We start from the raw sequence: 18,684 nt of genomic DNA, 5'->3' as shown, positions 1-18,684 counted from the left end.
CCGCCAGTGAATTGCGCAAATGCACTATCCGCCTTGCGCGACGGCTTGCCTTGCCAGGCAAGTAAACGCTGTTCTGATCTGATGGATAGCAATTCGATCAGGCATTGCGAGCAGACCGCGGAGGCCGTGTGCAGGCGAATAGTGCACCTGCGGTTTCCACGGCACACGCGACATGTTGTATGGCAACGTTGCACTGCATGTCGTCAAAAATGTGGTCGCGTAGAGCCGAATACCGTCCCCGTCCGCTCGGCATCGGCTGCTACACGGAGGGCATGTGCGTGCACCGTTATCACGACGCACCACCACACCCGAAGGCAACGTGGTGCGCAAGCGGCGCAATGTGCCGATAGTTCGGCGCTTCGTGACAGCTTCGAGGCCGGCAGGAGAACAGAGCACGTGCGGACGACGGGTTAGCATGCCTGACAACACGCTGGAACCGCTTCTATCCTATGAATGCCCTTATCTGGATCACGCTGGTCCTCGCTGCGATGATCGGCGCGCTCCTCTTTACGACGATCGGCGCATTACTGATCGCGCTGCTGCTCGGCAACGTGTCGGATCGGCTCGCCCGCACCGACGAGAATCATCGGGACTATTGACGCGCCGACGAGCGCCGCGGCACTCGCCTGAGGATCGCTTGTATCGACCGGCGTCGGGCTTGCGGGAGCGCGCATGCTGCCGCTGAATCTGACCGAGTCGCCGGTGTATGAGGTGCCGAACACTGCGTCGAAGGCGAAGACCAATGCGACGGTGCCGGTTAGATACGCCGCCCTGTCAGCTTGCCGAAGGCGACGTGTCAGATTCACGCGTCGCCCTCGGCGGTTCTGAATGTGAAAAGACAGAATTCCCAACAGCATCGGCAAAATCAGCGCACACTACCTCATTGCTCCTGTGAGGAGCGGAAAACGCCAATTGGGAGTCCATCATGGCAAAAGGTCAGATGCGCAGTAACCGCGAAGTCAAGAAACCGAAGCAGGAGAAGAAGCCGCAACCTGCCACGTCGCCATCGGGCGGCACGCCGATTCGCGTAGCACCGAGCGTTTCGGCGACCCAGAAGAAGCACTAAACGCGAGCCGGCCCGCCTTCACAAGGCGGGCCGCTTTACTTCAGCTTGACTTCCGCGTTGCTTCACCTCCCGCCTGCGGCTACCTGGAAATATCCTCCAGCGCGACATCGCGCGTTCTCGGTCCCAGCGTGCCGATGGCGATCATGACCACCGCCATCGCGCCGGAAATGAACACGAACACCCCGTTCACGCCGAAGCGGCTCAAACACCCGGCGATCACGAACGCCGAGAACACCGCCGAAATCCGGCTCCACGAATAAACGAATCCCACCGCCCGCGCGCGGATGCTGGTCGGAAACAACTCCGCCTGATACGCGTGATAGCTGTACGAAATGATGTTGCCCGCCAGTACGAGGCACACGCCGAGGCTCACCAGCAACACGGTCTCGCGCGCCTGGCTGAAGGCCAGCCCACACACCACGTTCACCCCCGCCATGAAGATGATCACCGTCTTGCGCTCGAAGCGGTCGGCAATCAGCAAGCCCAGCAGCGGCCCGAGCGGCGCGGCGAGCGCGATGATGCTCGCGTACATCAGGCTCGTGGTGACCGTGATGCCCTGCTTGATCAGCAACGTCGGGATCCAGTTCGCGAAGCCGTAGTAGCCCATTGTCTGGAACACGTGGAAGATGATCAGCATCAGCGTGCGCCGGCGATACGGCGGCGCGAGCAGATCGCGGAACGCCGCACGTGCGCGCACCGGCTCGGGCGACGCGGGCTGCGGCAGCGGCTGGCCGTATTCGCGTTCGACGCGCGCTTCGAGCCGCTTCATCACCGCGTCGGCTTCGTCGATACGGCCTTTTTGCGCGAGCCAGCGCGGGCTTTCCGGCAAACGCAGACGGATCCACCACACCACGATCGCGCCGACCACGCCGGTCAGCACGACGAGGCGCCAGCCGTCGAGTCCGAAGTAACGATGCGGCACCAGCAGATAGGACAGGAACGCGACGATCGGCACCGCGCAGAAGCCGACCGCCTGCGAGCACGCCGACGCGCGGCCGCGAATATGCTTCGGCACGAGCTCGGAGATGTACGTGCCGATCGTGACGATCTCCACGCCAATGCCGATGCCCGCGATGAAGCGCCACAGGTTGAGCCCGAACGCGGTGTCCTGAAAGGCCATGACGATGTTGGCCGCGGTGTACCACAGCAGCGACCACGTGAAGATCGCGCGGCGTCCGAAACGGTCGGCGAGAAAACCGCACGCCGCCGTGCCGATGAACAGGCCCGCGAACAACGCGGCGATGAAGCTCGCAACGCCGCTGGTGCCGAACAGACCATGGGTGGTCGCGGTGAGAATGCCGCTGCGCACGAGTCCCGGCGCGATGTAGCCGGAGAACATCAGGTCGTACAGCTCGAAGAAGAGGCCGAGGCTCAGCAGCATCACCAGCTTCCAGATCGAACGGGTGGCGGGCAAGCGGTCGAGCCGCGCGGAAATGCGCGCGCCTTCCAGCGCGATCCGCCCGGCGTGGTCGGCCGCCGATTCGCCTGCGCCTGCGTCCGTGTCCGTGTCCGTGTTCGCGGGCAAGCCGCCCAGTGCGGCGGCATCGCCGAGTGCCGTCGCATATACCGCCTGATTCGACGATTTCATCGCCTGTCTCCAATCCAACGCAAATGATTGCGGAAGTCCGGTCTATCGCCGGATGAAATTTGAGGGGACTACATTGGCGTCACCGGACCCCACGCCGCGCCTCAACCGTCGCGCCGCGTTTGCTCTAGCCAGTACCGCGTGCGTCACGCCGCTTCGCGCGGCACTTGAGACGCCGCACCACCACCGCCCAGCGCCGCGATCTGCGCGTCGTCATAACCGAGACCGCGCAGCACGTCGGCGGTGTGCTCGCCGATCTTCGCGATCGGCTGACGCGGCTGCAAACGCGCGCCGTCCATCGAAATCGGCAGCAAGGGCATGGCAGTCTCGCTACCGTCGTCGAGCGTCAGGCGCGCAAGCCCGCCGCTTTCGAGCAGGTGCGGATCGTCGAACAATGCTTCGGGCTTCGTGATCGACGCGAACGGAATATGGTCGCGCTCGAACAGCGGCACGAGCGCCGCGCCTTCGAATTGACGCAAGGTTTCACCGAGCGATTTCAGCAGCCACTCACGCGCCAGCACGCGATCGTTGTTGGTCGCGAGACGCGGATCGGCGACCAGGTCGGCGCGGCCGAGAATCGCGCACAGCGCGCGCCACTGACCGTCGCCGGTCGCGGCGATGAACATCTGCTCGTCGTTGGCGAGCGTGAACACGTCGTACACGGCCCACGCGCTGATGCGCTCCGGCATCGGCGCGGCGGGCACGCCGGTCGCCGCGAACTGCTGCATGTGCTGCGCGGACAGCAGCACACAGTTCTCGAACAGCGCGCTTTGCACTTCCTTGCCGCGTCCGCTCGCATGTCGCTCGTGCAGCGCGGCGAGCACGCCGATCGCGCCGAACATGCCGCCCATGATGTCGTTGACCGAACTGCCGGCGCGCAGCGGCCTGCCGACCGGACCGGTCATGTACGCGAGGCCCGCCATCATCTGCACGACTTCGTCGAGCGCGAGGCGGTGTTCGTAAGGGCCGTTCAGAAAGCCCTTGTGCGACACGTAGATCAGCTTCGGATTGCGCTCGCGCAGCGTCGCGTAATCGAGGCCGAGACTCGCCATGCGGCCCGGCTTGAAGTTTTCGACGAAAACGTCGGCGGTATCGACGAGCTTGTGCAGCGCGGCGAGTCCTGCTTCGCCGTCGAGATCGAGCGCGACACTCTTCTTGTTGCGATTGAAGGTGCGGAAAAAACCCGCGCCGGTGCCGAGCAGACGGCGCGTGCCGTCGCCGCGCGGCGGCTCGACCTTGATCACTTCGGCGCCGAGGTCGCCGAGAATCATCCCGCAGGTCGGGCCCATCACCATATGCGACAACTCGATCACGCGAATACCCGCGAGCGGCAACGCGCCCTGCTGCGGCGCGGACGAGGCGGAATCGGAAGTGGACGAAAGCGGATTCATTGCAGCACCTGCGGTTCGGTAGCGGGTTGGAAAGATTCGAATGCCTGACGGCCGGCGGCGAACTGCTTCGGCAGGCCGGCGCGCGCCAGGTAGCCGTACAGCGGCTCGCCGGGCAATGCGTCGGCGAGCACGGCGCGCGACGCGAGCAGCCTCGTGAGATCGATGCCGGTGTCGTAGCCCATGCTGTCGAGCATGAACACGAGGTCTTCGGTATTGACGTTGCCGGTCGCGCCCGGCGCATGCGGACAACCGCCGAGACCGGCCAGCGACGCGTCGAATTCGCGGATGCCGTGTTTCAGCGCGACCAGCGTGTTGGCGAGGCCGAGGCCGCGCGTGTCGTGGAAATGCAGCGAGCGCAGCCGCTCGCCCGCGACGTCGCGCACCAGTTCGATGATCTCGCCGACCTGGCGCGGCGTCGCCTCGCCGGTGGTGTCGCCAAGCGCGATCACGTCGGCGCCCGCCTGCAGCGCGGCGCGCGCGATCGCGGCGATATCCGCGTACGGCACCGCACCTTGCAGCGTGCAGCCGAACACCGTCGACAAGCCGGCGATCAGTTCGACGCGCCGCGTCCCGCCGGTCGATGCGGCGTCGATCGCCTCGCGCATCGCGGCGAACGCGTCGATCATGTCAGCGGGCGTCTTGCGTACGTTGGCGAGGCTATGTGCGGCGCTCACCGAAATCGGCGCGACGATCCGGTGTACGCCGGTGTGGAGCGCGCGTTGCGCGCCCTTCAGATTCGGCGCCAGGGCCGTCACGATCAGATCGTCGTAGGTGAGCGCGTGGGCGATGACTTCATCGGCGTCGGCCATTTGCGGCAGCAGTTTCGCGGGCACGAACGACGCGACTTCCATATGCCGCACGCCGGCTGCATAAGCGGCGTCGATCCAGCGCCGTTTGAACGCGGTGGGCATCGTGCGGGCGATGCTTTGCAGGCCGTCGCGCATGCCGACTTCGGTCACGACGACGCGCTCCTGGGTTTCACTCATGGTCTTTGATCCCGGTGTCGGATTCCGCTGGGGAGGCGAGGAATGAAGCAACTGGACGACAGCGTGCCCGCGCACGGGCGCGGCGGGAAGTCTGCGTTGACGACGCAGTCCATCGCGGCTCGCGATGGCGGCTTCGGCAAGCTGGGCGGGCGTTTGCGCGCCGAAAGGGAAAACCCTTAAGGGGTTTTCAGAAGAGTTCTGTGGCGCGGTTCAGGTGGCCCTGCTGAGCCGCAGCGGGCGGCATGGACGATCATCACCAGGGTACGCATGCCCACGAAGCGCGCGCCTGACTGGTGAATGCGGTGAATGCGGTGAATGCGCGCTCCACGCGTCAGACCGCGCCAAGCAAATGCGTCAACAGATGTGATGCCGCCAGCGTCAGCGCATTCCGATCCCGCATGCAGATCACGAACCGGCGCTCGGCCCACGCCTCGCGCAACGGCACGGCGACAATGCCGTATTCATCGGCGGCATGGCGGGGCAATGCCTCGCGCGGCAGGATCGCCACCGCGAGCCCGGCCTGGATGAAGCGATAGGCGGCGTCGAACGTCGACACGTAGGTTCGATAGTTCAGCTCGCCGCCCTTCTCCACTGCGATGCGCTGCATCAGCGCATTCACCGACGCATTCGACGCGAGTCCCAGGTGATCGAAAGCGAGCGTCTGCTCGAAGCCGACGGCGGTCTCACCGGCAAGCGGATGCGCGCGCGGCACGATCAGCGCGAGATGATCGGCGCGATACGGCAGGACGTCGAGACTGCCCATCGGCACGACGTCGCGGCAGATGCCGAGATCGGCGACGCCCTCTTCCAGACCACGGACGATTTCGCCGCTCACGCGCTCCTCGACATCGACGCGAATTCCCGGATTGGCCTTCAGGAACACCGACAAGGCCTCGGGCAAGAACTCCACCATCGACGACACGTTCGCCAGCACCCGCACATGTCCGCGCGCGCCGGCCGCGTACTCGCTGAGTTCGGCCTGCAGCCGTTCGTGGCCGCGCATGATGAGCCGCGCATGACGCAGCAACGCCTCGCCGGCGGCGGTCGCGCGCACGCCGCGCTGGCTGCGCGAGAGCAGCGCGACATCGACCAGCGCCTCGAGATCGGCGAGCCGCTTGCTGACCGCCGACGGCGCGATGAACTCGCGTTCGGCCGCCCGTGCGATCGTCCCTTCCTCGCATACGGCGATGAACAAGCGCAGCGTCACCTGATCGATCTGCCACATGAGCGGGCGCGCTCCCGAAATTTGAAGTGGCAAAATTATGCCCGAGGAAGGCGCGCGTCGAACCGATCCCAGGGTATCCACGGCCGATATGCGAGCCGGGTAGCGGCGGCCCGCCGGAGCGCAGGCTTGCGGACATCCATCGGGCGCGAAAGCGGCTGCCGGCGATCTCGCGCGGCCTTGCCCGCGCCTGTCGCTCTGGCTATGCTGACGGACTCGCCGAATTGCCGCCTTCGCAAAAGCAGCGCCGCGCGAGCGGGCGCCTCTGCGTAGGAGCGGCAAGAACGGCAAGAACCGCACGGACGGCACGAGCCGCGACGAACCACTGCGACGCGCCGCGAACCGCGAACCACGAACCACAAGCTGCCGCAACGAAACGAACCACCCCGCCGTCACGAACCACTGCTCAAGGGCTTTCCCATGTCGACCACCAGTCTTTTCTTCACCGCCGCGGGCGTCGGCCTCGCGATTGCCGCGCCGGTCGGCCCGATGGGCATGCTGTGCATCCGCCGCACGTTGACGGGCGGCCCGCGCGCGGGACTAGCGATCGGCTTCGGCATTGCGACCGGCGATGCGCTCTACGGTCTGATCGCGGCGCTGGGCCTCGTCGGTATTTCGCAGTTCATGCTCGCCTACGACCGCCCTCTGCATCTGCTCGCGGGTCTGTTCCTGCTCTATCTCGGCGTGCGCACGCTGCTGCAGAAGCCCGCCGCCGACACCTCGAACGGCAACGGCGACGGCAAGCTCGCGCAGGTGGGCCGCGCGGGCGCCTTGCGCGCGTATGCGAGCGCCTTGCTGCTCACGCTGACCAATCCGCAAACCGTCATCATGTTCGCCGCGCTGTTCACGACGCTCGCGCCGCGCGGCGCCTTCTCCCCGGCCATCGCGTTGACCACGGTGGGCGGCGTGTTCGCCGGCTCGATCGCGTGGTGGTGCGTGCTCGTGAGCGTGGTGTCGCTCGCGCGTCACGCGATCGGCAGCCGGCTGCGCGTCGCGATCGACCGCGTGGTCGGCTTCACGCTGGCGGCGTTCGGGGTCGTCGAGATTCGCCGCGCGCTTTGAACGGGACGCGTCACGGGACGCGCGGCGCGCTCGCGCCTGACCGTGTTCCGTACGCAAGCGCGGCAGTTTTGCGACAATAGCGGCTTTCGCCGCGCCGCGGCGGCCCGTGGCGCGCCTCCGGTGCGCCTGTGCCGGCCCGCATTGCGCGCCACTGCTTGCGGCGCGTGGCGGCTCACACGCGACGGCCCCGCCGCCCGACCCTTCCACCCATCCGACCGTCAGCGGTCTGCTCAATGGCACTTCCCCACATCGATCTGCTGTACTCCGTCTCCGGCCTGTTCGTCGGCTTGCTGGTCGGACTGACGGGCGTCGGCGGCGGCTCGCTGATGACGCCGATCCTGGTTCTGCTATTCAACGTGCATCCGGCCACCGCGGTCGGCACCGACTTGCTGTACGCGGCCGCCACCAAGGCGACCGGCACCCTCGTGCACGGCCTGAAGGGCTCGGTCGACTGGCAGATCACCCTGCGCCTCGCCGCCGGCAGCGTGCCGGCCGCGACGATCACGCTGATCCTGCTGCATCGCTACGGGATGGACACGCCGGGCGCGAGCCGGCTGATCCAGATCGTGCTCGGTGCAGCGCTGCTGGTGACGGCGGTGGCGCTGGTGTTCCGGCCGCAGCTCGCGGCGCTCGGCGCGCGCGGGCAACGCGCGCCGAAGCAGGCGCGCACGCTCGCGCTGACCATGCTGACCGGCGCGATACTCGGCGTGCTGGTGTCGCTGACGTCGGTGGGCGCGGGCGCGATCGGCGTGACCGTGTTGCTGCTGTTGTATCCGTTGCTGCCGACCACGCGCATCGTCGGCTCGGACATCGCGCATGCGGTGCCGCTCACGCTGCTGGCGGGCGCGGGTCACTGGCTGCTGGGTTCGGTCGACTGGTCGATGCTGGCGTCGCTGCTGGTCGGGTCGCTGCCGGGTATCGCGATCGGCAGCTACCTGTCGTCGCGCGCGCCCGATGCGCTGCTGCGCAATCTGCTCGCCGCCACGCTAACGCTGGTTGGCGTGCGGCTCGTGATGGCGTGATGCATCGGCGCAGGCGCTGATGCGAGGGTCGAGCTGTGCGCTGACATCGACCAGGCGCCGCTCCCTCGCCGCTACTTGAAAAACCGGCAGGTCAGATCGGCTTCGAACTGCCTGATCCATTGGCCATGACTGTCGCGATACGACTGCGTCCAGCCCGCGCGCCGCACGGTGACGAGACGTTCGTGCGCGGGCTCGCCGGCCTTCGCGCTAGCACTGATGTCGAAGTGCACCGGTGCGAAGCCGTGCCGCGCGCACACCAGCTCGAAAGCCGCCCGATCGCCGATCGGCAGATCCGTATAGCGAAAAAACGTGGTTCCCATGACATGGACTCCGATACCCATGCGTCACATTACGCTTCGCGAGACGTCAACTCTGTGTTGCAGCGCACGGAGCAGTCATCGCAACAGCGCCGGCAACCAACGCGCAACGGGGAAATCATCGGAGCAATTGCGAAAAAGCATCGCAACAAAAAATCAAGACAAAAAAAGCTCCGGCGTTGTGCCGGAGCCTTGCTACACATCTGCTTCACGATCGCGCACGCGGTGTCGAGCCGCCTCCACCCGCTTGCACCGGCGTGGCGCCGCGGCGCCGGTCAAGTCCGCCGGGCGCAGCCCGATTCGTGCCGCGCGCTCATGACAGACTGATTACTGTTGCATCACGGTCAGCTTGTTCGACACCGACGTCACGCCCGCAACGCCCTTCGCGGCTGCGCCGGCGGCATCGATCTGGCCTTGGTCGGGCACCGTGCCCGACAACGTCACCGCGCCAGAGCGAGCACGCACGGAAATGTTCGACACGTCGAGGCCTTGCGTCTTGGTGAGGGCGCCCCGGACCTTGCGGCCCAGTTCGTTGTTCGCCCGCTTGCCGGCCTTGACCGTTGCCGCCGACGACGACGGCGCATCGTTCGACTGGGCGTAGACGTTGCACGCCAACACCATTGCCACGACCGAACCCAGCGTTTTCAGATAACCGACCGATTTCATGGTTTCTCTTCTCCTTGGTTTCACATTGGACCGCGTGCAGAAGCGGCTTCGTTACGACTTCCGGCGGCCGTGCAAGAAGGAACACACAGCGAGGTGCGTCCCGACGCCGGCCGGCTTTGGCTGCAACACGTATGCGAGAGGCGGGAGAAACCGGCTGCCGTCGGCCGCATGCGATGTCGGGCATGTCTGCGGTACGGAACCGGCAAGCCGCGACGTTCGAGAGCGTGCCCGGTTCTGGTGTGGTGCCGGGTCACGCCGCGCAAACCCTGGTTCGCGGCAGCGATGCTCAATTTAATCCAGGCGCGCCGGAAGCGCAAAGGGTTTAGTCATCCGCGCAGCATGCGGCGGCGCCGGGTGTGGGCCATGTGCCACGCACTTGCCACTCATGTCCACTCATGTGCCGCGCGCACTCCAGGCGTGTGACAGCCGTGCCGTCCGAGCGCGGGATTCCCCCGGCATGCGCACCGCCAGCACCTCAAGTTCATACCGAGGTCAAACCGCGCTCACCATTTGTTACGGGTTTGTCGGCGTCCGGCGCCGCCGCGCGTTTCGCCGTCCTATGAATCTCAGGTACCATCGGCGCGACGCGCGCGACCGCGCGGCTTGCACGATATACGCCACGGCCGGCCCGCCTGGCCTGGCTCGCGCGCTTCGAGCGCCTCGCTCCATTCGTGCGCCGCCGAGCGCCGCCCCTGTCCACTTTCGACCGTAGCCCTCACGTCATCCGATGAAGCCCGCCACCGGCCGCAAAGGCCCTCCCCGTCTCGTCGCCCGTTTTGTCGCAATCTCCTGGCGCGATCTGGCGGTCTCGTTCGGACCGCTCGTGCTGCTCGCCGTCGTCGCGATCTGGGCCGCCGTGCGGCTCATCCAGCCCGCCCCGCCCAGCATACTGACGATCACCACCGGCCCGGAGGGCAGCACCTTCTGGAACGCCGCGCAGAAGTACAAGACGATTCTCGCGCGCAATCGCATCACGGTGAATGTGCTGGCCTCGGAAGGGTCGCTAGAGAATCTCAAGCGGCTGTCGGACCCGCAGTCGAACGTCGATGTCGGCTTCGTGCAGGGCGGCGTCGCGCCCGGGGCGGTGAACAAGAACCTGATGTCGCTCGGCAGCGTCGCGTATGTGCCGCTGGCGATCTTCTATCACGGCCCGCCCGTCGTGTGGCTGTCCGAGTTCAAGGGCCAGCGGCTGGCGGTCGGCGCCGAGGGCAGCGGCACGCGCGAGCTGGCGCTCGCGCTGCTCAAGGCCAACGGCATCGTGCCGGGCGCCGCGACCAAACTGCTGCCGCTATCGGGCGACGCCGCCGCCGACGCGCTCATCTCCGGCAAGGTCGACGCGGCCTTCCTCGCCGGCGATTCCGCGCAGCCGGCGGTCATGGGCAAGCTGTATCGCACGCCGAACGTACGTTTCTACGATTTCACGCAGGCCGAGGCCTACACGCGCCGCTTTCCGTTTCTGACCCAGCTGAAAATGCCGATGGGGTCGTTCGACCTCGGCAAGAATCTGCCTTCGGCGTCGATCAGCATCGTCGCGCCGACCGCCGAGCTGGTGGCGCGCGACTCGCTGCATCCCGCGTTGTCGGATCTGCTGATCGAAGCCGCGCGCGAGGTGCACGGCGGCGCGAGCGTCATGCAGCGCGCCGGCGAATTCCCCGCGCCGATCGCGCACGACTTCCCGATCAGCGACGACGCCGCGCGCTACTACAAGTCGGGCAAGAGCTTCCTCTACCGGACCCTGCCGTTCTGGGTCGCGAGTCTCGCCGACCGGCTGCTGGTGATCGTGGTGCCGCTGGTCGTGCTGCTGGTGCCGGCATTGCGCGTCGTGCCGGGGCTCTATGCGTGGCGGGTGAAATCGCGGATTTATCGCTGGTACGGCTCGCTGATCGCGATCGAGCGCAGCGCGCTCAGCGAATACTCGGCCGCCGAGCGCGCGTCGCTGATCGAACGGCTCGACGCGATCGAGGAGTCGGTCAACGGATTGAAGATGCCGCTCGCATATGCGGATCAGTTTTATGTGCTGCGCGAGCATATCGGCTTCGTGCGCCGACGGCTGACGCAAAGCCGCGACGCCCAGCGTGACGAAGCGGAGGATGCGGACGACGGCCGGCCGGATGAAGAATCACGCGAGCAAGACGCGCGCGTCCCGGCTGCGGCCGGCGGCGGAGAAGTCGAGCCGCCCTCGGCCCGAGGTGAGGCCAATGCCGTGCATCAGACACATGAAGCGGCGGAACCCGGCGCGACGCCCGGCCCCGCTGCCGACCCGGCCAACCCTGGCGGCAGCGCCGCCAAACCATATTGAACGGTGCAAGCCGTGGCTGCACCGCGTAAGATCACTACAATTTTGACGTTGTAGCGAACGCATCGTCAGACAGGCAATTCGGGAGACATTTATGACCGTTGGCATCGACGCCAGGCAACCGCTGTGGTTTTACGACTTTGTCTCGCCGTTCACGTACCTGTTGCTCGAGCAACACGACAAATGGCCCGGCTTCGACTTCGCATTCACGCCGGTGGTGCTGAACGACCTGTACGCTCACTGGGGACAGCGGCCCGCTTACAGCGTGCCCGCGAAGCGCACCTTCATGTACCGGCACGCGCTGTTTCGCGCGGAACAGCTCGGCATCCCGTACAAGATGCCGCCGGCGCATCCGTTCGATTCGATGAAGGCGCTGCTGCTGGCCACCGCCGCGAACGGCGACATCAGCTTCGTGCGCGAGATTTTCCGCTTCATCTGGCGCGAGGGCCGCGATCCGTCAAGCGATGCGGACTTCGCCGAACTGTGCGAACGCGTCGGTATGCCGGACGGGCCGGAGCGCATCAAAAGCGAGGAAGTGAAAGCGCAATTGCAGCGCAATACGGCCGACGCGATCGGGCTCGGAGTGTATGGCGTGCCGACCTTTCGTCTGAACGATCAGCTGTTTTGGGGCGAAGACGCGCTGCCGATGGTGCTGTACTGCGCGCGCACGCCGAACTGGCTCGAATCGCAGGAAGTGAAGCGGATCAGTTCGCTGCCGTCGGGGCTGGTGGACTAGCTGGCGTAGCGAGGGGCGTGGGCTTCAGGTGGCGGGCGGCGTGGTTTGCCGTTCCAGGTTCCTGTGTCGTGGTTTGCCCGGCTTCGGCTCCGGCTCCGGCTCCGGCTCCGGCTCCGGCTCCGGCTCCGGCTCCGGCTCCGGCTTCGGCTTCGGCTTCGGCTTCGGCTTCGGCTTCGGCTTCAACAGAATCGTACCGAAACAGCCCCCGCTGATGCCGGCCATACCGCGCCTGCTATGCCGCTACATCGCAAACGGGCCTAAGGTTATAACCTTTGCGCCCCGCGCGCGGGCCGTGTGGCGAACCGGCTTCGTGGCGCGCTTCATCCGGGCCCGCTCCGCCCGCACCGCCCCGCTCAAACCATGGATGACGACGACACCGCCGCCTCACTCGATATCTGGCTCGTGCGCGTGCTGCGCACGCTGCTGGTCGAGCGCAGCGTGACGCAGACCGCACTGCGTCTGAATCAGACCCAGCCGGCCATCAGCACCGCGCTGCGCAAACTGCGCGAGACGCTGAACGACCCGATCCTCGTGCGCGGCAAGTCCGGCATGGTGCCGACCGAATATGGCGAATCGCTGCTGGCGAGCGCGCAACGCGTGCTGCGCGAAGTCGACTTCGTCGCGACGCCGCATGGCGACTTCGATCCCGCCCGCTCACGCCGCACCTTTCGCGTGGCCGCGCCGGATTATCTGAACGACTTCTTCATGCCGACGGTGATCGCGCAGTTTCGCGAAGCGGCCCCGCATGCGCGGCTCGAAATCGAATCGCTGGGTCCGCTGCTCGATCACTCTGCCGCACTCGACGCCGGCGAACTCGATCTGGTGATCGGCAACTGGCCGAAGCCCGATGCGCGATTCGAGCGCAGCGATCTGTTCTCCGATACGGTCGTGTGCCTGATGCGCGCCGATCATCCGCTGACCCGCGCGCCGCTGACGCGCGACGCGTATCTCGCGGCGCCCCATCTCGCGCCGACGCCGTACAGCGGCGCGCGCGGCGGCGCGATCGACACAGGTTTCGCGCGCGCGCACGCCGAGCGGCGGATCGTCGCGACGCTGCCCTACTTCGGGCTGGTACCGCAGACGCTGCTGCAGTCGGATCTGATCTTCACGACGACGCGCCGCTTCGCGATGCACTACGCGGACATGCTGCCGCTCGCGGTAGTCGAGGTGCCGATCGCGTTTCCGCGCATCAAGTGCTATCAGTTATGGCATCCGCAGCCGGACCGGCCGAGCGATGTCGGCTGGCTGCGGGCATTGATGTCCGAAGTGTCGGATGGGTTGGTCGCGCAGAAGGTCAGGCGCGCGACGCGGCCTCGGCAAAAAGAAGAACCGGGCAAGCAGACGTGAAGGTTTTTTGCGGCACTACCGTTTGGCTTTGAACGTCCGCATGTGCCGCGCTCTCGTGAATGCCCGCGGCAATGCGCCGCCTCGTCAAACCGTCGCGCAAATCTTTTGCGTCGCGACCTGCGCCGACACCTGGCGCGTCCTGATCTGCAGAAGCTCCGCGCACACCGCAATCGCGATCGCCGACGGCGCCTTGTCGACGATGCCATCCACCCCGATCGGACACGTCATCTCCACCAGCCGATCCGCTTCCACACCGCGTTCGAGCAACCGCCGCTCGAATTTCACCCGCTTGGTCTGCGAACCGATCATGCCGAAGTAGGTGAAATCGCGCCGCCGCATGATGCGCGCGGCGAGCGAAAAATCGAGTGCGTGGTTATGCGTCATCACGAGAAAGTAGGCGCCGGGCGGCGCCGCATCGACGATCGCATCCGGCGTGTCGGTCGCCTCGATCTGCACGTTGGCGGGCGTCTCGTCGGGGAACAGTTCGTCGCGCTCGTCGACCCACTGGACGAGGCACGGCAAGCTGCCGAGCAGCCTGATGAGCGCATGCCCGACGTGCCCCGCGCCGAACAGCACGATATGCATCGGCGCCGGACGCGGCATCTGCGTGGCGCTGCGCCGGCCGATCTGAACGGACGAGAAATCGTTCATGGCGATCATCCCTGTGTGTAGATTGTTCATGCGCGTCGCACTCCACCGCTCGCGTGTTCTGCGATGCTCGCCGCCGCGCCTGCAACGGCGCGTTCAGCCACGCGTCGCACCGCGCTCATTGCCGCGCCGCCGCAGCAGCGGCTCGCACCGCGCCGACCGCCTTGAGAATTTCCTCGCTGGTCGCGGGCGCGTTCAGCGGCGGATTGACCTTGTGATCGCCGACCGCCGACACCGCGTCGCGCACCGCAAAGAACACCGAGAACGGCAGCAGCAACGGCGGCTCGCCGGTCGCTTTCGAACGATGGATGCTGTCCTCGGCATTGCGGTTCCTGAAGAGGCGCACATTAAAGACCGGCGGTGTATCGTTCACCGTCGGAATCTTGTAGGTCGAGGGCGCATGCGTCATCAGCTTGCCACCCGCGCTCCACCACAACTCCTCGGTCGTGAGCCAGCCCATTCCCTGGATGAACGCGCCTTCCACCTGGCCGACGTCGAGCGCCGGGTTCAGCGACGCGCCCACGTCATGCAACGCGTCCGCGCGCAGCACGCGCATTTCGCCGGTCAGCGTGTCGATCACCACTTCCGACACCGCCGCGCCGTACGAGTAGTAATAGAACGGCCGGCCCTGCAGTTTCGACTGATCCCAGTAGAGCTTCGGCGTCGCGTAGAAACCGTCCGACCAGAGCTGGATCCGCGCGATGTAGGCCTTCGCGATCACCTCTTCGAACGGCACAACCACGTCGCCGACCACCACGCGGTCGTGCGCGAAGCGCACGTCGGCGGCGTTCACCTGTCCCGCGCCGAAACGTTCGGCGGCGAATGCCGAGAGGCGTTCGCGCAACTGGCGCGCGGCATCCTGCGCGGCCTTGCCGTTCAGATCGGACCCGGTCGATGCAGCGGTGGCCGACGTATTGGCGATCTTGCTGGTGTCGGTGGCCGTCACGCGAATGCGGTTGAAGCCGACGCCCAGTTCATGCGCGACCACTTGCGCGACCTTGGTGTTCAAGCCCTGGCCCATTTCGGTGCCGCCGTGATTCACCAGCACCGAACCGTCGGTGTAGATATGCACGAGCGCGCCGGCCTGGTTGAAGTGCGTCACGTTGAACGCGATGCCGAACTTGACCGGCGTCAGCGCGAGGCCCTTCTTCAGCACTTCGTTGTTCGCGTTGAATTCGTCGATCGCCGCGCGGCGCGCACGGTATTCGCTGGTCGCTTCGAGTTCGTCGATCAGTTCGTGAATCACGTTGTCTTCGACGATCTGGCCATACGGCGTCTGGTTGCGCTCGGTCTTGCCGTACAGATTGCGGCGGCGCACGTCGAGCGCATCGACGCCCACCGAACGCGCGACGTTGTCCATGATGTATTCGATCGCGAATGCGCCTTGCGGGCCGCCGAAGCCGCGGAACGCGGTATTCGACTGCGTGTTGGTCTTGCCGCAGAAGCCGTCGATCGTCACGTCCGAAAGCCAGTACGCGTTGTCGAAGTGGCACAGCGCGCGCGTCATCACCGGGCCGGACAGGTCGGCGGAAAAACCGCAGCGCGAGGTCATGTCCACCGTCACGCCGCCGATCACACCCTGGTCGTCGTAACCCACTTCATACGTGTAGTGGAAATCGTGGCGCTTGCCGGTGACCATCATGTCGTCGTCGCGGTCGGGACGCAGTTTCACCGGGCACAGCAGCTTCCACGCGGCGAGCGCCGCGCAGCACGCGAACAGGCCCGATTGCGATTCCTTACCGCCGAAGCCGCCGCCCATGCGCCGGCATTCGATCAGCACGTTGTGCGACGCGACGCCCAGCGCGTGAGCGACCATATGCTGCATTTCGGTCGGGTGCTGCGTCGAACAGTAGACGTGCATGCCGTCATCGTCCTTGGGCACCGCGTACGAAATCTGGCCTTCCAGATAGAACTGCTCCTGCCCGCCCAACAGCATCTCGCCGGCCTCGCGATGCGCGGCGCGTGCGATCTTCGTCGCGGCTTCGCCGCGCGCGAGCTTCATCGGCGGCAACACGTGCTGGTTCGCGGCGCGCGCCTGCTGCGCGGTCAGAATGGCCGGCAGTTCCTCGTAGACGATTTCGGCGCGACGCGCGGCGAGCCGCGCCGTTTCGTGCGAGGTCGCGACCACGATGAAGATCGGCTGGCCGATGTATTGCACGAGGCCGTCGGCGAGAATCGGATCGTCGCCGTGGATGATCGGGCCCACGTCGTTGGTGCCGGGGATGTCGTCGGCGGTGAAGATGGCGACCACGCCGGGTGTGGCGCGCACTTTGTCCACCGAGATCGACACGATCTTCGCATGGGCTTTCGACGACAGCCCGAGCGCGGCGTGCAACGTGCCGGCGAGCGTCGGGATGTCGTCGGTATAGGTGGCGCGGCCGCTCACGTGCAGATGCGCGGACTCGTGCGGACGCGACACGTGGACCTGGGTGAAGTCGTCGAGATCCTGCAGGTCTTTCAGGAACGGCTCGGCTTGCTGATTCATCGTGATGTTCTCCGTATCCTTCGTAGGCTGAGCGCGGATCAGGCGCTCGCGGCGACAGGCGCGCACGCGGCGGCGACCGCGCGCACGTCGAGCGCGCTCTTCGGCAGCGGATTATGCGGACGCGTTTCGAGCCAGAAGCGGTACAGCGTGTTCTTCGCGGCTTCGAGCCGGTAGTCGCTGGTCGCGCGCATGTCGGACAGCGGCGCATAGTCGTTGCCGAGCGCGAGCATCGCGGCCTGCGCGGTGGCCTCGTGCCATTCGGCGTCGCCCAGCACGGCTTCGACATGCGTCGCGCGTTTGGGCGTCGCGGCCATCCCCCCGAACGCGACGCGCGGCTCGCGAATCAGCTTGCCGTCGGCGATGAACGAGAACGCGGCGCACACGGCCGAGATATCCGAATCGAAACGCTTCGAGAGCTTGTAGGTGCGAAATTGCAGATTCGCGCGCGCGCCGCTGCGCGTCGGCACCTTCAGCCCGACGACGAACTCGTGCTCGGCCATGTCCTTCTTCTGATACGCGAGGTACAGGTCTTCGAGGGGCATCTCGCGCTCGATCTCGCCGCCGCGCACGATCACGCGTGCGCCGAGCGCGATCAGACCCGGCATCGAATCGCCGATCGGCGAGCCGTTGGCGATATTGCCGCCGAGCGTGCCGGCATTGCGGATCGGCAGCGAAGCGAAGCGCTGCCACATCTCGGTCAATTCGGGGTACTGCTTCGCGATCTCCGCATAAGCCTTTTCGACGCTCACGCCCGCGCCGATCTCGATCCACTCGCCGTTGGTTTCGAGCTTCCGCAATTCGGCGATCTGGCCGACGTAGACGAGGTCGCCCAGCTCGCGCATCTGCTTCGTGACCCACAAGCCGATGTCGGTGCTGCCGGCGAGAATGCGCGCGGCCGGCTGGGCTTCCTTGATCTTCGCGAGTTCGGCGACGCTGCGCGGCGCGTCGAACTGCTGGCCAGCGTGCTCGTAGTGGAAGGTGTTCTCGCGCGCCAGCGTGGCGAGCGTGGCGGCGAGCGCCGCGACGTTCACGGGCGCTTTCGGCGCGGGCGCGTCGAACATGCGCACGGCCGCATCGACGATCGGCCGGTAGCCGGTGCAGCGGCACAGGTTGCCGGTCAGCGCATCGCTGATGGCTTCGCGCGACGGCACCGTGCGGTTCGCGCAACTCTGCTCCTGGCCGTGCTTCTCGTACAGCGACCACATCGACATGATGAAACCCGGCGTGCAGAAGCCGCATTGCGAGCCGTGGCATTCGACCATCGCCTCCTGCACCGGATGCAGCGAGCCATCGGGCTGACGCAGATCTTCGACGGTGTAGAGCGCTTTGCCGTCGAGCGTCGGCACGAACTGGATGCAGGCATTGACCGCCTTGAAGTCGACGCCGCCCGCTTCGTTGCGCTCGCCGAGCACGACCGTGCACGCGCCGCAGTCGCCTTCGGCGCAGCCTTCCTTGGTGCCGGTGCAATGCGCGTCCTCGCGCAGATACTGCAGGACCGTGCGGGTGACGGGCGCATCCTTGATCTCGCGGATCGCGTTGCGGTGGTAGAAGCGAATCGGCTCAGTCATGTCTCGTTACTCTCGAATTAATCTCGAATGTTCTGTGTCCGTGGGGACGTGCTGCAGCGATGGTTTGAAAGCTATCACCGTCAATAAAGGCAACCCATAGCGCGGCTCGCATGGGGGACATATTCGCCAGGCGATATAGAGGGCGGTTTGAGAGCGGGTTGGCTTATGTTGGAATGAGCTTTTTGCCGTGTATTTGTTCTTTTTGCAGAATTTTGGTCACCACCAATCATGGCATGCCTCGCTCGCCAGACAAAAATACGGACGCTGAACACGCGAACTCGGGCCAC

Annotated in this window: 18 protein-coding genes; 8 read left to right on the top strand and 10 right to left on the bottom strand. The window is 66.0% G+C overall.

All coding sequences use genetic code 11. The features are described 5' to 3' along the window. The first annotated feature begins 449 nt into the window (after positions 1–449). Both ACZ9H4_RS05535 and ACZ9H4_RS05530 read left to right on the top strand, forming a co-directional pair. Positions 450–599, top strand: a complete 150-nt coding sequence (locus ACZ9H4_RS05535; RefSeq protein ID WP_408144312.1) for a hypothetical protein — start codon at positions 450–452, stop codon at positions 597–599. 326 nt (positions 600–925) lie between these two features. After that, positions 926–1,066: a hypothetical protein gene (locus ACZ9H4_RS05530; protein WP_408144310.1), complete on the top strand. Its 141-nt coding sequence runs from the start codon at positions 926–928 to the stop codon at positions 1,064–1,066. 79 nt (positions 1,067–1,145) lie between these two features. On the opposite strand, the gene ACZ9H4_RS05525 is transcribed toward ACZ9H4_RS05530, so the two are convergent. The 3 genes from ACZ9H4_RS05525 to ACZ9H4_RS05515 form a co-directional block, all read right to left on the bottom strand. Beyond that, positions 1,146–2,654, bottom strand: a complete 1,509-nt coding sequence (locus ACZ9H4_RS05525; protein ID WP_476118425.1) for an MFS transporter — start codon at positions 2,652–2,654, stop codon at positions 1,146–1,148. A 143-nt stretch (positions 2,655–2,797) separates the two neighbouring features. Continuing rightward, on the bottom strand, positions 2,798–4,042 hold the full coding sequence (locus tag ACZ9H4_RS05520) for a CaiB/BaiF CoA transferase family protein (protein WP_476118424.1): 1,245 nt from the start codon (positions 4,040–4,042) through the stop codon (positions 2,798–2,800). Further along, positions 4,039–5,028 carry a hydroxymethylglutaryl-CoA lyase gene (locus tag ACZ9H4_RS05515; protein ID WP_476118423.1) on the bottom strand — a complete coding sequence of 330 codons (990 nt, stop codon included), beginning with the start codon at positions 5,026–5,028 and terminating at the stop codon, positions 4,039–4,041. Before ACZ9H4_RS05515 ends, ACZ9H4_RS05520 begins: the two co-directional genes overlap by 4 nt. A gap of 42 nt (positions 5,029–5,070) precedes the next feature. Here ACZ9H4_RS05515 and ACZ9H4_RS05510 point away from each other — a divergent pair, with 42 nt between their 5' ends. Then, on the top strand, positions 5,071–5,208 hold the full coding sequence (locus tag ACZ9H4_RS05510; protein ID WP_408144302.1) for a hypothetical protein: 138 nt from the start codon (positions 5,071–5,073) through the stop codon (positions 5,206–5,208). Positions 5,209–5,359: 151 nt separating this feature from the next. Here the strand turns inward: ACZ9H4_RS05510 and ACZ9H4_RS05505 are convergent, their stop codons facing one another. After that, positions 5,360–6,253 (bottom strand): LysR family transcriptional regulator, encoded by an 894-nt coding sequence (locus ACZ9H4_RS05505; RefSeq protein ID WP_408144300.1) that lies wholly within the window; start codon positions 6,251–6,253, stop codon positions 5,360–5,362. 417 nt (positions 6,254–6,670) lie between these two features. Here ACZ9H4_RS05505 and ACZ9H4_RS05500 point away from each other — a divergent pair, with 417 nt between their 5' ends. Further along, a complete protein-coding gene (locus tag ACZ9H4_RS05500) occupies positions 6,671–7,312 on the top strand; it encodes a LysE family translocator (protein WP_408144298.1) in 642 nt (213 codons plus the stop codon). 233 nt (positions 7,313–7,545) lie between these two features. Beyond that, on the top strand, positions 7,546–8,334 hold the full coding sequence (locus ACZ9H4_RS05495) for a sulfite exporter TauE/SafE family protein (RefSeq protein ID WP_408144296.1): 789 nt from the start codon (positions 7,546–7,548) through the stop codon (positions 8,332–8,334). Positions 8,335–8,405: 71 nt separating this feature from the next. On the opposite strand, the gene ACZ9H4_RS05490 is transcribed toward ACZ9H4_RS05495, so the two are convergent. Both ACZ9H4_RS05490 and ACZ9H4_RS05485 read right to left on the bottom strand, forming a co-directional pair. Beyond that, complete coding sequence (locus tag ACZ9H4_RS05490) at positions 8,406–8,654, bottom strand: hypothetical protein (RefSeq protein WP_408144294.1); 249 nt, start codon at positions 8,652–8,654, stop codon at positions 8,406–8,408. Positions 8,655–8,978: 324 nt separating this feature from the next. Then, complete coding sequence (locus ACZ9H4_RS05485) at positions 8,979–9,317, bottom strand: BON domain-containing protein (RefSeq protein ID WP_408152972.1); 339 nt, start codon at positions 9,315–9,317, stop codon at positions 8,979–8,981. A gap of 727 nt (positions 9,318–10,044) precedes the next feature. On the opposite strand from ACZ9H4_RS05485, the gene ACZ9H4_RS05480 reads away from it, so the two are divergent. Together ACZ9H4_RS05480 and ACZ9H4_RS05475 are read left to right on the top strand one after the other, a co-directional pair. Next, complete coding sequence (locus ACZ9H4_RS05480) at positions 10,045–11,616, top strand: TAXI family TRAP transporter solute-binding subunit (RefSeq protein ID WP_476118420.1); 1,572 nt, start codon at positions 10,045–10,047, stop codon at positions 11,614–11,616. Between the two features lie 91 nt (positions 11,617–11,707). Beyond that, positions 11,708–12,349, top strand: a complete 642-nt coding sequence (locus ACZ9H4_RS05475) for a 2-hydroxychromene-2-carboxylate isomerase (protein ID WP_408144288.1) — start codon at positions 11,708–11,710, stop codon at positions 12,347–12,349. Positions 12,350–12,373: 24 nt separating this feature from the next. Here the strand turns inward: ACZ9H4_RS05475 and ACZ9H4_RS05470 are convergent, their stop codons facing one another. Continuing rightward, on the bottom strand, positions 12,374–12,571 hold the full coding sequence (locus tag ACZ9H4_RS05470; protein ID WP_476118419.1) for a hypothetical protein: 198 nt from the start codon (positions 12,569–12,571) through the stop codon (positions 12,374–12,376). A gap of 138 nt (positions 12,572–12,709) precedes the next feature. Here ACZ9H4_RS05470 and ACZ9H4_RS05465 point away from each other — a divergent pair, with 138 nt between their 5' ends. Then, complete coding sequence (locus ACZ9H4_RS05465; protein ID WP_408324963.1) at positions 12,710–13,696, top strand: LysR substrate-binding domain-containing protein; 987 nt, start codon at positions 12,710–12,712, stop codon at positions 13,694–13,696. An 84-nt stretch (positions 13,697–13,780) separates the two neighbouring features. Here the strand turns inward: ACZ9H4_RS05465 and xdhC are convergent, their stop codons facing one another. The 3 genes from xdhC to xdhA form a co-directional block, all read right to left on the bottom strand. Further along, the gene (xdhC, locus tag ACZ9H4_RS05460; RefSeq protein ID WP_408144282.1) at positions 13,781–14,377 is read right to left on the bottom strand and encodes a xanthine dehydrogenase accessory protein XdhC; all 597 of its coding nucleotides are present in this window, start codon (positions 14,375–14,377) and stop codon (positions 13,781–13,783) included. A gap of 85 nt (positions 14,378–14,462) precedes the next feature. Beyond that, positions 14,463–16,829, bottom strand: a complete 2,367-nt coding sequence (gene xdhB, locus ACZ9H4_RS05455) for a xanthine dehydrogenase molybdopterin binding subunit (RefSeq protein ID WP_476118417.1) — start codon at positions 16,827–16,829, stop codon at positions 14,463–14,465. 38 nt (positions 16,830–16,867) lie between these two features. Further along, the gene (gene xdhA, locus ACZ9H4_RS05450; protein WP_476118416.1) at positions 16,868–18,397 is read right to left on the bottom strand and encodes a xanthine dehydrogenase small subunit; all 1,530 of its coding nucleotides are present in this window, start codon (positions 18,395–18,397) and stop codon (positions 16,868–16,870) included. Positions 18,398–18,684 lie beyond the last annotated feature (287 nt).

This window comes from Paraburkholderia sp. TE9906, from assembly GCF_056279605.1.
The sequence above is the reverse complement of the archived record's forward strand: the minus strand, read 5'-3'. Positions and strand labels throughout refer to the sequence as shown.